Genomic DNA, 14,469 nt, shown 5'->3' with positions numbered 1-14,469 from the left:
GGATGCCCACTGATGGTGCATGCGGGCGCCCCGTTCCAGGCCACGCCCGACTCATGCATACCTTGTGCCAGTTGGCGTACTCGAACCTTGCCTTTTCACGGCCCATCCGTTGCCGTATTGGCAACGGATGGGCGGGCTGGAGCGCTCAGTGTCCGGATTTGCGCTTGCGGCCCGGTTCCAGCAGCCGCGGATCGAGCGCGTTCAGGTGTTCGTAGATGTCGAGCATGGCCGACTTCAGCCGCGCCACTTCGCTCCGGCCGAAACTGTGGATGGCCACCTCCTCGAATTCGACAGCCAGCGGAATCAGTTCTTCCGCCAGCCGTCTTCCTTCCGCGGTGAGATTGATCGCCACGGCGCGCGCATTGTCCTCCAGCCGGTTCCGGACCACCAGGCCGCGCTCCTCCATGGTGCCGATCAGCCGCGACAGCGACGACACCTCCAGCGTGGTCGCCTTGCCCAGTTCGTTCAGTCTCTGATCGCCCCTTTCCCATAGCGACACCAGCACGCGATACATCGGCAGCGTGAGGTCATAGGGCTTAAGCCGCTTGCTGAACAACTCGCCTATGCGCACGCCCACGCGGTTGAGCAAGTAGGGAAAGGAATCGGTCAATCGATACATGGTCAAGGCTGCGCTCAGGAACCGGGGCAGAGAAAACCCCTATCTGATTTGGACTTTACAACAGTTGTATTTTCAATTGTTGTATGTGAAACTGTTCAAACAGTACGAAAAACATGGAGGAAGACACATGGCCGCCACGCCTTCCGGCGACGTGCAAGTCGCGTTTCGCCAGGCCATGCGCAGCATCGCCGCCACCGTCTCCATCATCACCGCTGGCGACCGCGAGCGCGGCCACGGCATGACCGCCACCGCGGTCACCTCTGTATCGCTCGATCCCGCGGCGCTGCTGGTCTGCATCAATAACCGCACGCTGCTGCATCACATCATGTCCTCGACCGAGCGGTTCTGCGTCAACGTATTGGCGCAGGAACACCAGGACCTCTCCGCCGCCTTCAGCGGCGCGGTCGCGCCCGGCGAACGGTTTGCCCTGGGCGACTGGGCCGAAACCGAAGAAGGCATCAAGCACCTGGCCTCGGCGCAGGCCCGCATTTTCTGCGTCAAGAAGCTCGCCGTTCCGTTCGGCACGCATACCGTCTTCATCGGCGAGGTCGACGACGTACAGCTGTCAGACCGCAGTGCCCCGCTGCTTTACCAGAACGCGACTTATTGCCGCTCGATCCCCATGGCGTCGGGCTAGCGCATTTCCACTCCCTCGCACCGCGCGCCGGCAGGCCGGCCATTCATGCACATAACTCGGAGACCATCATGAGCAGTTTCGCGGAACACGCCATTCTGTCGCCGCCCGGCGGCACGGACGCGCCCTCCCCGCCCCTCGTCGCCGCATTGCGCGAGCTGGCTCCCGGCTTGCGCGCCGCTGCGCGAGAAGTGGAGGCCGCGCGCCGCATACCCGCTGCCCACATGGAACGGGTGCGCGCCACCGGCTTCTTCGACCTGGTCAAGCCGGCCGCATACGGCGGCGCGGAGCAGAGCTTCGCAGCGCTGGTCGAGGCCAATCTGCTCCTTGCGCAGCACTGCGCATCGACCGCCTGGGTGTGCGGCCTGCTGGCCGCGCATCAATGGCTGCTGGCGGGTTTTCCGGCCGAAGCGCAGCACGACGTCTGGGGCGCCGACCCCGATGCGCTGCTATGCGGGTCGTATGCGCCGGCAAGCCGGGCGCAGCCGGCGCCAGGCGGCCTGCGGCTGAGCGGAAGCTGGAGTTTTGCCAGTGGCTGCGAGAACGCCCGGTGGGCGCTCTGCGCCGCCATGGTGCCGTGCGCCGACGATCCGTCTCGCCTGGAGCCCGCCTTCCTGCTGGTACCCGCGACGGACTATCGCATCGTCGACACATGGGACGTGGTCGGGCTGGCGGGCACAGGCAGCAAGACACTGGTGCTCGACGATGTGTACGTACCCGCCCATCGTCTGCTGACCTTCGCCCAGACCACGTCGGGCGACACTCCAGGGGCCGCGCATTACCGGCAAGTCCCCGGCTACCGCATTCCCATGCTGACCGTCATTCCCTCGTGCCTGGCCTCGGTCGCGGTAGGCGCCGCGCAGGGGGCACTCGACGAGTACGTAGCGGTCACCAGCGGCCGCGTCACCCGCGGCGCGGTGGCCGGCGCGCATCAGAAGATGGCCGAGTTCGCCACGGTCCAGTTGCGCGTGGCGGAAGCGGCCGCCAGCGCGGACGCGGCACGGGAGATCCTTCTGCGCGACCTGCGCTGGGTCACCGCCAGGGTCGGCGGCGGCCATGCCGTGACCGAGGAAGACCGCATCGTTTGCCGGCGCGGCCAGTCGTTCGCGGTATCGCTGGCGCTGCGGGCGATCGAGGCCCTCAACGCGTCCACCGGCGGCGCGGGCCTGCAGATGGACAACCCGGTGCAGCGGGCCTGGCGCGACATCAACGCGGTCGGCCGCCACATCAGCATGAACTGGGATGCGGTGGGCACGATGTACGGGCAGATGGCGCTGGGGTTGGCGCCGCGCGGGCAATATTGACCCCCCCTACGCCCTTCGGGCGCCCCCCAGGGGGCGATGCGGGTGGACCGGCGGAGCCGGATCCACCGCATCCTGGGTCTAAGGCCGCTTTTTTGGGTTGGGGCACCGGTGCTTCGCTGGCTGCCAGCGGTAGCAGTGGCGTGACACCTCAAGAAGCTCGTACTAGATCCCGGGCACCGCGTGCTGCGTGAATTGGGATCTTGCATTTTCTGACTGCATGTACAGGAGAAAGAGATGAAAGGAAAAATCGCGCTGGAAGAGCATTTCGCCACGGAAGAGACCCTGATGGATTCGGCGGGCTTCGTGCCGGAGAAGGACTGGCCGGAGCTGAAGTCGCGGCTGCTCGATATCCAGGACAGGCGGCTGCGCCTGATGGACGAGCATGGCATCGAGGTCATGATCCTGTCGCTGAACGCGCCGGCGGTGCAGGCCATCGGGGACCACCGCAAGGCGCATGAGACGGCCCGCAGGGCCAACGACTTCCTGGCGGAGGAAGTGGCCAAGCGGCCGGACCGGTTCCGCGGCTTTGCCGCGCTGGCCATGCAGGAGCCGGAACTCGCGGCGGCCGAACTGGAGCGCTGCGTGAAGGACCTGGGTTTCGTCGGCGCGCTGGTCAACGGATTCTCCGAAGACGTGCGGCATTCCAAGCCGCTGTACTACGACATGCCGCAGTACCTGCCGTTCTGGGCAACCGTCCAGACGCTCGACGTCCCGTTCTACCTGCATCCGCGCAATCCGTTGCCACCCGACGCCGGCATCTACGACGGACACGGCTGGCTGCTCGGACCGACGTGGGCATTCGGGCAGGAAACGGCGGTGCATGCCCTGCGGCTGATGGGCTCGGGCCTATTCGACCAGTTTCCGGCGCTGCGCATCATCCTGGGCCACATGGGAGAAGGCCTGCCCTACAGCATGTGGCGCATCGACCACCGCAACGCCTGGCTCAAGGCCAAGCCGAAGTATCCGGCCAAGAGGAAGATCGTCGACTACTTCAACGAGAACTTCTACCTGACCACCTCGGGCAACTTCCGCACGCAGACGCTGATCGATGCCATCCTCGAGATCGGCGCCGACCGCATCCTGTTCTCCACCGACTGGCCGTTCGAGAACATCGACCATGCGGCCGAATGGTTCGACTCAACCAGCATCAGCGAAGCCGACCGGCTCAAGATAGGCAGCGCCAATGCGGCGCGGCTGTTCAAGCTGGACCGGTAATCGCCCCCCCCCCGGCCGGACATCGCATCCGGCCGGCGATCCCATCCCATAGATGGCCCGAGCCATCAGGAGGAAGACAATGAAGACGATCAATCGATGGTGGATCGTGGTCGGATCCGTGTTCGGCCTGTTGGTCGGCAACGGTCCTATCATGCAATTCACCTTCGGCGTGTTTCTGCTGCCGGTCACCAGCGAGTTCGGCTGGTCGCGTTCCACCACATCGCTGGCCCTGGTGATCGGGCTATGCGTGACCGCGCTATGCGTGCCACTGGCCGGAAGGCTCGCCGACCGCCACGGCGTGCGCGCCGTCACCCTGCCGGCCATCACGCTGTTCGCGCTCGCGATGGTCGCGCTGGCCTTCCTGGCCGATACGCCGGCGAAGTTCATGATCATCTATGCGCTGATGGGCATCGCCGCGGCGGGCCAGACGCCCCTGCCCTACGCCAAGGCCATTGCCGCCTGGTTCGACGACAAGCGCGGGCTGGCGCTGGGCGTGGCCATGTCCGGCGTCGGCCTGGGAGCGGCGCTGGTTCCCCAGTTCGCCCAGGCGCTGGTCGCGCACGTGGGCTGGCGCGGCGCATACGTCGGGCTGGCGGCGCTCACCTTCGTGGTCGGGTTTACCGCAGTCGGCCTGGCGGTGCGCGAACCGCCCCATCGCGCCGCGGCCGACGGCCTGCCGGCGTTGCCCGGACTGACCGGTCGACAGGCGCTGCGCAGCCCCCTGTTCTGGAAACTGGCCATCGCCTTTGCGGGCGTCGCCCTGGCCACGAACGGCGTCATCGCCCACGTGGTTCCGCTGCTGGTCGACCGCGGCATTGCCGCCACGCTCGCCACCTCGGCGCTGGGCTTCGCCGGCCTCGCGCTCATCGGAGGCAGGCTGCTGGCTGGCTTCCTGCTCGACCGCATCTTCGCGCCCTACGTGGCGGCCTTCTTCTTCCTGGTCCCGGTAGCCGGCATCGCCCTGCTGCTCGCCAACCCGTCGCCCGCCTATGCGGCCGTCGCGGTCGTGCTGATAGGGCTGGGCCTGGGCGCGGAAGTAGACCTGATCGCCTTCCTGCTGTCGCGCTACCTGGGCTTGAAGAGCTTCGGCGAGATCTATGGCTATCTGTTCGCAGCCTTTATGGCGGGGTCCGGCGGAGGCCCCTATGTCATGGGGCTCGTGTTCGACGCGACGGGAAGCTATTCGTCGGCATTGGCCGGATTGAGCCTGGTCCTGCTGGCTTCGGCGATGCTGGTGTTGCGGCTCGGCGCCTATACCTACCCTCGCCAGAATGGCGGCGGCAATCGGTCGGAGGTGTTGCAGGCGGCGCATTGACCAGCACGGCGCCACCGCAATGCATCGGGAAGCGGGGCGGATGGCCGCCCCCCCCGCCGCTACTCGTCGCTCACCAGGAACAACCGCCGGTGCTCCTTGATCGCATACCGGTCGGTCATCCCCGCGATGTAGTCGGCAATGGCCCGCGGCTGATCCACGTTGGCCCGTGCCTGGTACTGCGGCGGCAACAGGCGCGGGTCGTCCAGGAAGGCGATGAAGAGGTCGCGCAGCACGCGCTTGGCCTTGGTGGTCATGCGCAGCACCCGATAGTGGCGATACAGGTTGTCGCGCAGGAAGATCTTGAGTTCCTCGGCCTCGGCCTTCACTTCGGGGCTGAAGCCCGCCAGCGGCGGCGCGCGGCGCACGTCGTCGATGGAGGCCGGCTGGTGCCGGGCGATGCGGGCCGCCGTGGTCTCGGTCAGGTCGATGATCAGGGTGTTGATCATGCGCCGCACAGTTTCGGTGATGGCACGCCGCTCGGGCAGGTCCGGGTAGCGCTGCACGACCTCGGCATGATGGCGGTTGAAGATGCCGACCTGCCGCATCTGCTCCAGCGAGACGAGGCCGGAGCGCAGGCCGTCGTCGATGTCGTGGTTGTTGTAGGCGATCTCGTCCGACAGGTTGGTCAGTTGCGCTTCCAGCGAAGGCTGGGTGCGGTTCAGGAAGCGCTCGCCCACGTCGCCCAGGCGCGCCGCCCGGGTCAGCGAGCAGTGCTTGAGGATGCCCTCGCGGGTCTCGAAGCACAGGTTCAGGCCATTGAAGTCGCCGTAGCGTTCCTCGAGTTCGTCCACCACGCGCAGGCTTTGCAGGTTGTGCTCGAAGCCGCCGGCCTCGGGTGCGAACTCCTGCATGCAGGCGTGCAGCACATCCTGTCCGGCATGCCCGAACGGGGTGTGGCCCAGGTCATGGGCCAGGGAAATGGCTTCGACGAGGTCTTCGTTCAGGCCCAGGTTGCGCGCGATGGACCGCGCGATCTGCGCCACTTCCAGGCTGTGCGTGAGCCGGGTGCGGAACAGGTCGCCCTCGTGGTTCACGAAGACCTGGGTCTTGTACTCCAGCCGCCGGAAGGCGTTGGAATGGATGATGCGATCGCGGTCGCGCTGGAATTCGGAACGCCCCTGGGGCGGGGCTTCGGGGTGGCGCCGGCCGCGGGTGGCGGCCGGGTCGGCGGCGTAGGGAGCGAGGACTTGGGGCATGACGTCGGGGCTCCTCCGGAGTGGGCGGGGTCAGGCGAGCGTGGCTGGCTGCTCGCCCGCTGTCTTGGCGACGGTCCGGTCCAGGACCTGCCGGACCAGTCCGGCCTCGGCCGGGGTCCGTACCGCTTCCCCCAGCCTGGGCAAGAGGATGAAGCGGATCTGGCCGGCTTCGGTTTTCTTGTCGCCCTGCATCAGGTCGAACCAGCGGTCGGGCCCCAGGTCGGGCGCGTACACCGGGCAGCCGATGGCCAGCACCAGGCCGCGGATGCGTTCGGCGTCGGCCGGCGGCAGCCCGGCGGCCAGCGCCGAGAGCTCCGCCGCCTGCACCATGCCGCAGCCGACGGCCTCGCCGTGCAGCCAGGCGCCGAAGCCCAGCCCGGCCTCGATGGCGTGGGCGAAGGTATGGCCGAAGTTCAGGATGGCGCGCAAGCCGGTTTCCCGTTCGTCCTGCGAGACGACGTAGGCCTTGAGTTCGCACGAACGGGCGATGGCCACGGCCAGCGCGCCCGGTTCGAGCGCGCGCAGGTCCCGGGCGTGGGCCTCGCACCAGGCGAAGAAGTCGGCATCCAGGATGGCACCGTACTTGATGACCTCGGCCAGCCCGGCGGAGACCTCGCGCGCGGGCAGCGTGGACAGCACGTCGGTGTCGATTTCCACGGCGATCGGCTGGTAGAACGCGCCTATCATGTTCTTGCCGATGGGGTGGTTGACGGCGGTCTTGCCGCCCACCGACGAATCGACCTGCGACAGCAGCGTGGTGGGCACCTGGATGAAGCGGATGCCGCGCATGTAGACCGCGGCGGCGAAGCCGGCGATGTCGCCGATCACGCCGCCGCCCAGCGCGACGATCACGGCCTTGCGGTCGCAGTGCCTGGCCAGCATGGCGTCGAAGATCAGGTTCAGGGTCTGCCAATCCTTGTATTGCTCGCCGTCGGGCAGCTCGATGCGCAGGATGGGCCGGCCGGTGGCCGCCAGGGCCTGCTCGGCGCGCTCGGCGTACAGCGCCGCCACGGTGGGATTGGTGACCACGACCAGGGTGGTGGCGTCGGCCGGCACGGCCTCGGCCAGGCGATCGAGGCGGCCGGGGGCGATCCGTATGGGATAGCTCCCGCCCGGGGTCTCGACACGGACTTCTTTCATAGACACTCCAGCGGGGGCAGGTCGGCGGCGGGCGGCCGGACCTGCTTGTTGCAGGTTGCGAGCATGGGCAGGATGCGGCCGACCAGCCGCGCCACCGACACCTTGCCGGTATCGACGACGAGGTCGGCGATTTCCTCGTACAGGGGTTCGCGCTGGCGCAGCAGCTCGGTGATGCGGCCCAGCGGATCGGCCGTCTGCAGCAGCGGCCGGTTGCGGTCGTAGCGGGTACGCTGGTAGAGCTCCTCGGCCTTGGCCCTGAGGTAGACGACCGTGCCGCGCTGCTGCAGCATGCGGCGGTTTTCCTCGGCCAGCACGGCGCCGCCGCCGGTGGCCAGGACTACCCCGGAAATCCGGCTGCATTCGTCCAGCGCATGGGTTTCGCGGCGCCGGAAGCCGGCCTCGCCTTCCAGTTCGAAAATGGTGGGCACCCGGACCCCGCAGCGCGCTTCCAGCACCAGGTCCACGTCCAGGAACTGGCGCGACAACGCCCGGGCCAGGCCGCGGCCGATCGTGGTTTTGCCCGCCCCCATCATGCCGACGAGAAAGACGGGCGGCACGAACACCGTGCCTGCCGGCCCCGTGGCGGCGGCCGCGCATGAATCGTAAGAGACCTGATCCACTAGCTCGTGAGGCCGAAGCCACAGAAAGATATCGATATAAGATGCATTATCCCGCAAGAGGGCCGGAAGCGGAAAATCGGCCCCCGGGACCCGGCACACCAACTGTTACAGGAACGCCCGGGCCGCCGGGCGGTCTATAAGCCGATCCGTTTCGATGTTCCTATAATGGGTCTCGTCCTCGCACGAGAAGCTGCTTCCTCATGTCCCGTATTCTCCTGAAGGTCGCCGGCGTTCTGGCCGGGCTGGCCGTTTGTGGCGCCCTCCTGGTGGGGCTGGCGCTGGCCCTCGCCTACCCGAACCTGCCCGACCTCGACGCCCTGACCGACTACCATCCGAAGATGCCGCTGCGGATCTACACCGCGGACAATGCCCTGATCGGCGAATTCGGCGAGGAAAGGCGCAACGTCGTGCGCATCCGCGACGTACCCGATGTACTCAAATCGGCGATCTTGTCGGCAGAAGACGACCGTTTCTACCAACATGGCGGCATAGACTGGTCCGGCGTCATGCGCGCGGCCCTCACCAACATGGTGAACCTGTCCAAGAGCCAGGGCGCCAGCACGATCACCATGCAGGTGGCCCGGAATTTCTACCTGTCGTCGGAAAAGACCTGGACCCGCAAGCTCTACGAAATCCTGCTGACCTTCAAGATCGAGGCCAACCTGACCAAGGACCAGATCCTGGAGCTCTACATCAACCAGATCTACCTGGGCCAGCGCGCCTACGGCTTCGCCTCGGCGGCCCGCATCTATTACGGCAAGCCGCTGTCGGAGATCACCGCCGCCGAGGCCGCGATGCTGGCCGGCATTCCCAAGGCCCCGTCGCGCTACAACCCGGTGGTCAACCCGACCCGCGCCAAGCTGCGCCAGCAATACGTGCTGCAGCGCATGCTGAGCCTGGGCTATCTGACCGAGCCCGAATACCGCGCCGCCCTGGACGAAAAGCAGCAGGTCCGGCAACTGGGCGGAGAATTCGGCGTGCGCGCCGAATACGTGGCCGAGCTGGCTCGCCAGCTGGTCTACGACATCTATAAGGAAGAGACCTACACCCGCGGCCTGAACGTCTATACGACCGTGAACCGGGACATGCAGGATGCCGCCTACGATTCGCTGCGCGACGGCGTGCTGGACTACGAGCGCCGCCACGGCTACCGCGGCCCCGAGGCCTTCGTCGACCTGCCCAATGGCATCGACAACAACCCCGAGAAGCTGAACGAGGCGGTCGACGACGCCCTGAACGACTATCCCGACAGCGATACCCTGCTGTCCGCCGTGGTCCTGGCCGCCGATGCCAACAAGGTCCGCGTGGCCCGCAGCTCGGGCGAGATCATCGACATCACCGGCAAGGGGCTCAAGTTCGTGCAGCCGGCGCTGTCGGCCAAGGCCCAGCCTTCGGTGCGCATCCGCCGCGGCGCCATCGTCCGCATCCTGAAGACCGGAAACGAGTGGGAAATCCTGCAAACGCCCCAGGTCCAGGCGGCCTTCGTCTCCACCGACCCGCAAAACGGCGCCATCCGCGCCATGGTCGGCGGCTTCGATTTCCACAGCGGCAAGTTCAACCGCGTCACCCAGGCCTGGCGCCAGCCCGGCTCCAGCTTCAAGCCCTTCATCTACGCGGCTTCGCTGGAACGGGGCCTGACTCCCGCCACCATCATTTCCGACGATCCGTTCGTGCTCGAAGCCTCGGCCACCGGCTCGCAGCGCTGGGAACCGAAGAACTACGACGGCAAGAACGAGCCCCCCATGACCATGCGCCAGGGGCTGGCCAAGTCCAAGAACATGGTGTCGATCCGCGTGCTGCAAAGCATCGGTCCGCAGTACGCCCAGGACTACATCACCCGTTTCGGCTTCGACGCCGCCCGCCACCCCGCCTACCTGACCATGGCGCTGGGAGCGGGTTCGGTCACGCCGCTGCAGATGGCCGGCGCCTATTCCGTCTTCGCCAACGGCGGCTACCGCGTCACCCCCTACCTGATCGACAAGGTCACCGACAGCACCGGCCGCGTCCTGATGCAGGCTCGCCCGACCAAGGCGGGCGACGAATCGCTGCGCGCCATCGACGCCCGCACGGCCTACATCGCCGACTCCATGCTGCGCGACGTCGTCCGCACCGGCACCGCCCGCGCCGCCCTGTCGCTCAAGCGCCAGGACGTGGCGGGCAAGACCGGCACCACCAACAACTCGGTGGACGCCTGGTTCGCCGGCTACACCCCCGGCCTCGTGGGCGTCGCCTGGCTGGGCTACGACCAGCCCCGCTCGCTGGGCGTGCGCGAAACCGGCGGCGGCGCCGCCATGCCGATCTGGCTGAAATACATGCAGCGCGCGCTCAAGGACATCCCCCAGCGCGAACAGCCCATGCCCCCCGGCATCATCGTGCAGAACGGCGACTACTATTTCGCCGAATTCCCGCCCGGCCAGGCCGTCGCCACCGTAGGACTGCCGCCCCCCTCGACCGATCCCATGTCGCGGCTGATCGACAGCCTGGGCAACCTGATCAATGGCAATGGCGGCAGCTCGGGCAGCACCAGCGGCGGCGGCAACACCCGCCCGGAATACCTGCCCTGACCGCCCCTACGCCCGCCCGCCATACCCCCACGGGCGGCCACCACCACAAGACGCCGCAGGCTGGGTCCGGGGCGCCGAGAGGCCGGACGGCGCATTCGGTGCCCCGGACCAGCCGTGTTTAGAACTCACCGAACCGGCAGTTCCTCTACCACAATCTCCTCCCCCGACTGCTCGGAACAAATCCGCGACAACGCCCGCGCCAGTTCCTCGCCAGACCGCGTATCCAGCCACTTCCCGTCCTTCAGGCGATAATGGAACCCGCCGCTGCGCGCCGCCACCCACATTTCCTGCATGGGCGCCTGGCTGTTGATGACCGCCTGGCTGCGATCGGCGAAGGTCAGCGTCAGCACGTTGCCGCTGCGCGTCGCCTCGATATCGATGTCGCGCTGCTCGAACCACACGTCGGCCTGCCGCTCGATGGAATCCAGGATGGCGTCGGCCAAGGCAAGAAACTCGCTTTCGTTCATAATTTCGACTATGTCCGACATGAAACCCACGCGCCCTGCGCGCGCCGCATGCCCAGACCCCTCGTTGGTTGCTGATACCGGCATTGTAGCCATCGGCGCCCGGCCGGCCGGGCGCCGCCTGGCTCCCCTGCTGGCGGTCCTGCCGCTCGCGCTGCTGGCCGCCTGCGGCATCAAGGGCCCGCTCTACCTGCCTGCCCAGCCGGCCCCCACGGCGCCCGCGCCGGCCGTGCAGCCCGCCCCCGCGCCGGTGTCCAAGACCACGGGCGACGTCGACGACATCTCCCGGCGCAACGAATCCATCTCGCATACCCCCCTGACACAATGACCACCCCCGCTTCCCTGCCCACTCCGGTCGGCAGCCCCCACTTTGCCTATCGCGACGGCGTGCTCCACGCCGAAGGCGTATCCGTGGCCCGGCTGGCCGACCAGCTGGGCACGCCGCTGTACGTCTATTCGCGCGCCGCGCTGCACGCCGCCTACGACGCCTACCGGCGCGGCATCGGCTCGCGCGACGTGCTGGTCTGCTACGGCATGAAGGCCAACTCCAACCTGGCGGTGCTGCGGGAATTCGCGCGCATGGGAGCCGGATTCGACATCGTGTCCGCGGGCGAGCTGCAGCGCGTGCTGGCGGTGGGCGGCGATCCGGCCAAGGTGGTCTTCTCGGGCGTAGGCAAGCAGGCCGCCGAAATGCGCCTGGCGCTGGAAGCGGGCGTCAAGTGCTTCAACGTCGAATCCGTGCCCGAACTGCACCGCCTGTCCGAGGTCGCGCAGGCGATGGGCAAGCGCGCGCCGGTATCGCTGCGCGTGAACCCCGACGTCGACCCCAAGACCCATCCCTACATCTCGACCGGCCTGAAGGAAAACAAGTTCGGCATCGCCATCGACGACGCCCCCGCGGCCTACCGGACCGCGGCCTCGCTGCCGGGGATCGAGATCGTGGGCGTCGACTGCCACATCGGCTCGCAGATCACCGAGACCGCCCCCTTCCTGGACGCGCTGGACAAGCTGCTCGACCTGCTCGACAAGCTGGCGGCCGACGGCATCCGGGTCGAGCACCTGGACCTGGGCGGCGGCCTGGGCATCCGCTACGCCGACGAGACCGCGCTGGCCCCCGCCGACCTGCTGTCCCGCGTGTTCGAACGCATCGACGCACGCGGCTACGGCTCGCGCCAGATCGTGCTGGAACCCGGCCGTTCCCTGGTCGGCAACGCCGGCCTGCTGGTGACGCGCGTGGAGTACCTCAAGCCCACGGAAGCGAAGAATTTCCTGATCGTCGACGCGGCCATGAACGACCTGATCCGCCCGACGCTGTACGAGGCCTACCACGGCGTGCTGGCCGTGGCGCCGCGCGCGGACGAGGCCACCGGACGCTACGATGTGGTCGGGCCGGTGTGCGAGAGCGGCGACTGGCTGGCCAAGGACCGCGACCTGGCCGTGCGCGAAGGCGACTACCTGGCCGTGGAATCGGCGGGCGCCTACGGCATGGTCATGGCCAGCAACTACAACACCCGCCCGCGCGCCGCCGAAGTCATGGTGGACGGCGACCACTACCATGTCGTGCGGGCGCGCGAAACCGTCGAGCAGTTGCTGGCGCTGGAATCTACCCTGGGCTGACCGGGTCCGCGCGGCCCAGTCCTCGCCAACCCGCGCAGGCCGCGCGCAGCGCATCGGCGACCTGGCGGGCCTGCGGCGTGGGCGAACGGTGGACGTGCAGCAGCACCTGGGTGCGGGCATCGCACTCGGCCAACGCCACCAGGCGCACCTCGGCGCGCGCGTCGGCCGCCATGTCCGCCGGCACCAGCGCGACGCCGAACCCCAGCTCCACCAGCCGCAGCAGGGTCGCCTTGCGGGACACCGCCTGCGCGGCCAGGGGAAAGAACCCGGCCTGCCGGCACAGTTCCACCACCCGATAGCTCAACCCGCCCCGATGGGCATGCGGCAGCGACACGAAGCGTTCGCCGCGCAGGGCATGCAGCGGCACCGCGTCCCGCCCCGCCAGCGGATGTTCCGCCGGCACGGCCAGCACCAGCGCTTCCTCGTACAGGACCTCCGTCAGCACGTCGGGCAGCTGCCGTAGCACCGGCGCGCGGGCCAGGCCCAGGTCCGCGCGTCCGTCCTGGATGTCCTGCGCCTGCTGCTCGGACGATGCGGACGAGATCGACAGGCTGACACCGGGCTGGCGCGACAGGTGGCGCCGCAGCGGCGCCAGCAGCGACCGGCCCAGCGGCACGGAACTGGAATGCAGCAGCGCCACGCTGCCCTGCACGCCGCGCTCGGCCTGGCGCGCGCGGCCCGCCATCTCGCCCAGCCCCGCCAGCATGCGCACCGCGTCCTCGTGGAAGGCCCTTCCCGCCGCCGTCATTTCCACCTGTCGCGTGGTGCGCGCCAGCAGCGCCACGCCCACCTCTTCCTCCAGCAGCTTGATCTGCCGGCTCAGCGCCGACTGTGCCACGTGCAGCCGCTCGGCCGCCTCGCTGAAGCTGCCGGCCTCGACGATCGCCACGTAGTATCCAAGCTGCCTGACCGAGAACATTTATCGCGCGATGAGATGGATGAGGCCTGATTTTAGAATTGGACCGCCACGCGCGCAGGGCTCAGACTGCTGCCGTTGCCCCGATCGAGCCCAGCCGTGGATGCCCTTCTCTTCCTGCTTCCCGTTCCGCTTTCCCAGTTCGCGCTGATGTTCGCCGGCGTGGCAGCGGCCTACGTCATCTTCGGCATGGCGGGCTTCGGCACCGCGCTGGTCGCCGGCCCGCTGCTGGCCAACTTCGTGCCGGTGGCCACCATCGTACCGCTCCTGGCCTTGCTGGACTTCGCCGCGGCCACCACCAGCGTGGCGCGCGACGTGCGCCACGCGTCGATGGGCGAGCTGCGTCGGCTGGTACCGGCGATGGTGCTCGGCAGCCTGGTGGGCGCCGTCGTCCTGCTGCGCAGCCGGCCGGACGCCCTGCTCCTGTTGCTGGGCGTGTTCGCCATCGCCTACTCGCTGTATTCCCTGAGCGGCTTTCGTCCGCACCGGACGCTGCCGCCAGGGTCGGCCTATGCCTTCGGTACGGTGGGTGGCGTGTTCTCCGCGCTGTTCGGCAGCGGCGGTTTCATCTATGCCATCTACCTGGCCGGCCGCCTGCGGGACAAGAACGACATTCGCGTCACGCAAAGCACCCTGATCGGCCTGGCCACCTTCACGCGCGCCGTGTTCTTCCTGGCGGCCGGCGTCTATGCCGACACCGGACTGCTGGCCACCGCGCTGATGCTGGCGCCGGCCATGCTGCTGGGCACCTGGGCAGGGCGGCGGATCACGCTGGCGCTGAGCCGCGAGGCCTTCCTGCGCCTGGTGGCGCTGGTCGTGCTGGCCTCGGGCGCGGTCCTGGTCTTGCGCTACTTCGCATCATGAC

At 68.0% G+C, this 14,469-nt stretch carries 14 protein-coding genes; 8 read left to right on the top strand and 6 right to left on the bottom strand.

Translation table 11 applies throughout. The features are described from left to right. Positions 1-145 precede the first annotated feature (145 nt). Entirely contained in the window at positions 146-619 is a 474-nt protein-coding gene (locus tag ABD104_RS09345; RefSeq protein WP_087841601.1) for a MarR family winged helix-turn-helix transcriptional regulator, read from the bottom strand. On the opposite strand from ABD104_RS09345, the gene ABD104_RS09340 reads away from it, so the two are divergent. From ABD104_RS09340 to ABD104_RS09325, 4 genes are all read left to right on the top strand, one after another. After that, positions 618-1,256 (top strand): flavin reductase family protein, encoded by a 639-nt coding sequence (locus ABD104_RS09340; protein WP_343927417.1) that lies wholly within the window; start codon positions 618-620, stop codon positions 1,254-1,256. The two genes, ABD104_RS09345 and ABD104_RS09340, sit on opposite strands and share 2 nt — an antisense overlap. A 68-nt stretch (positions 1,257-1,324) precedes the next feature. After that, complete coding sequence (locus tag ABD104_RS09335; RefSeq protein ID WP_087841558.1) at positions 1,325-2,557, top strand: acyl-CoA dehydrogenase family protein; 1,233 nt, start codon at positions 1,325-1,327, stop codon at positions 2,555-2,557. A gap of 234 nt (positions 2,558-2,791) precedes the next feature. Continuing rightward, the gene (gene tsdA / locus ABD104_RS09330; RefSeq protein WP_087841557.1) at positions 2,792-3,772 is read left to right on the top strand and encodes a gamma-resorcylate decarboxylase; all 981 of its coding nucleotides are present in this window, start codon (positions 2,792-2,794) and stop codon (positions 3,770-3,772) included. Between the two features lie 79 nt (positions 3,773-3,851). Further along, positions 3,852-5,087: an MFS transporter gene (locus ABD104_RS09325; protein ID WP_087841556.1), complete on the top strand. Its 1,236-nt coding sequence runs from the start codon at positions 3,852-3,854 to the stop codon at positions 5,085-5,087. Positions 5,088-5,146: 59 nt separating this feature from the next. Here the strand turns inward: ABD104_RS09325 and ABD104_RS09320 are convergent, their stop codons facing one another. From ABD104_RS09320 to ABD104_RS09310, 3 genes are read right to left on the bottom strand one after another with little or no spacing between them, the layout of a single operon-like run. Then, positions 5,147-6,283 carry a deoxyguanosinetriphosphate triphosphohydrolase gene (locus ABD104_RS09320; RefSeq protein WP_087841555.1) on the bottom strand — a complete coding sequence of 379 codons (1,137 nt, stop codon included), beginning with the start codon at positions 6,281-6,283 and terminating at the stop codon, positions 5,147-5,149. Positions 6,284-6,313: 30 nt separating this feature from the next. Beyond that, on the bottom strand, positions 6,314-7,423 hold the full coding sequence (gene aroB / locus ABD104_RS09315; protein ID WP_087841554.1) for a 3-dehydroquinate synthase: 1,110 nt from the start codon (positions 7,421-7,423) through the stop codon (positions 6,314-6,316). Further along, positions 7,420-7,956 (bottom strand): shikimate kinase, encoded by a 537-nt coding sequence (locus ABD104_RS09310; RefSeq protein WP_087841599.1) that lies wholly within the window; start codon positions 7,954-7,956, stop codon positions 7,420-7,422. Before ABD104_RS09310 ends, aroB begins: the two co-directional genes overlap by 4 nt. A 287-nt stretch (positions 7,957-8,243) precedes the next feature. On the opposite strand from ABD104_RS09310, the gene ABD104_RS09305 reads away from it, so the two are divergent. Further along, a complete protein-coding gene (locus tag ABD104_RS09305; protein ID WP_087841553.1) occupies positions 8,244-10,607 on the top strand; it encodes a penicillin-binding protein 1A in 2,364 nt (787 codons plus the stop codon). A gap of 125 nt (positions 10,608-10,732) precedes the next feature. Here the strand turns inward: ABD104_RS09305 and cyaY are convergent, their stop codons facing one another. Beyond that, complete coding sequence (cyaY, locus tag ABD104_RS09300) at positions 10,733-11,074, bottom strand: iron donor protein CyaY (RefSeq protein WP_087841552.1); 342 nt, start codon at positions 11,072-11,074, stop codon at positions 10,733-10,735. Between the two features lie 64 nt (positions 11,075-11,138). Here cyaY and lptM point away from each other — a divergent pair, with 64 nt between their 5' ends. Continuing rightward, positions 11,139-11,399, top strand: a complete 261-nt coding sequence (gene lptM, locus ABD104_RS09295; RefSeq protein ID WP_243724385.1) for an LPS translocon maturation chaperone LptM — start codon at positions 11,139-11,141, stop codon at positions 11,397-11,399. Beyond that, complete coding sequence (gene lysA, locus ABD104_RS09290; RefSeq protein ID WP_279814645.1) at positions 11,396-12,688, top strand: diaminopimelate decarboxylase; 1,293 nt, start codon at positions 11,396-11,398, stop codon at positions 12,686-12,688. Before lptM ends, lysA begins: the two co-directional genes overlap by 4 nt. Here the strand turns inward: lysA and ABD104_RS09285 are convergent. Further along, positions 12,675-13,607 carry a LysR substrate-binding domain-containing protein gene (locus ABD104_RS09285; RefSeq protein WP_087841549.1) on the bottom strand — a complete coding sequence of 311 codons (933 nt, stop codon included), beginning with the start codon at positions 13,605-13,607 and terminating at the stop codon, positions 12,675-12,677. The two genes, lysA and ABD104_RS09285, sit on opposite strands and share 14 nt — an antisense overlap. Before the next feature lie 96 nt (positions 13,608-13,703). Between ABD104_RS09285 and ABD104_RS09280 the strand changes: the two genes are divergently transcribed. Next, entirely contained in the window at positions 13,704-14,468 is a 765-nt protein-coding gene (locus tag ABD104_RS09280) for a sulfite exporter TauE/SafE family protein (RefSeq protein ID WP_243724386.1), read from the top strand. Position 14,469 lies beyond the last annotated feature (1 nt).

The sequence above is a fragment of the Pigmentiphaga daeguensis genome (assembly GCF_039523035.1).
GTDB lineage: Bacteria > Pseudomonadota > Gammaproteobacteria > Burkholderiales > Burkholderiaceae_B > Pigmentiphaga > Pigmentiphaga daeguensis.
The sequence above is the reverse complement of the archived record's forward strand: the minus strand, read 5'-3'. Positions and strand labels throughout refer to the sequence as shown.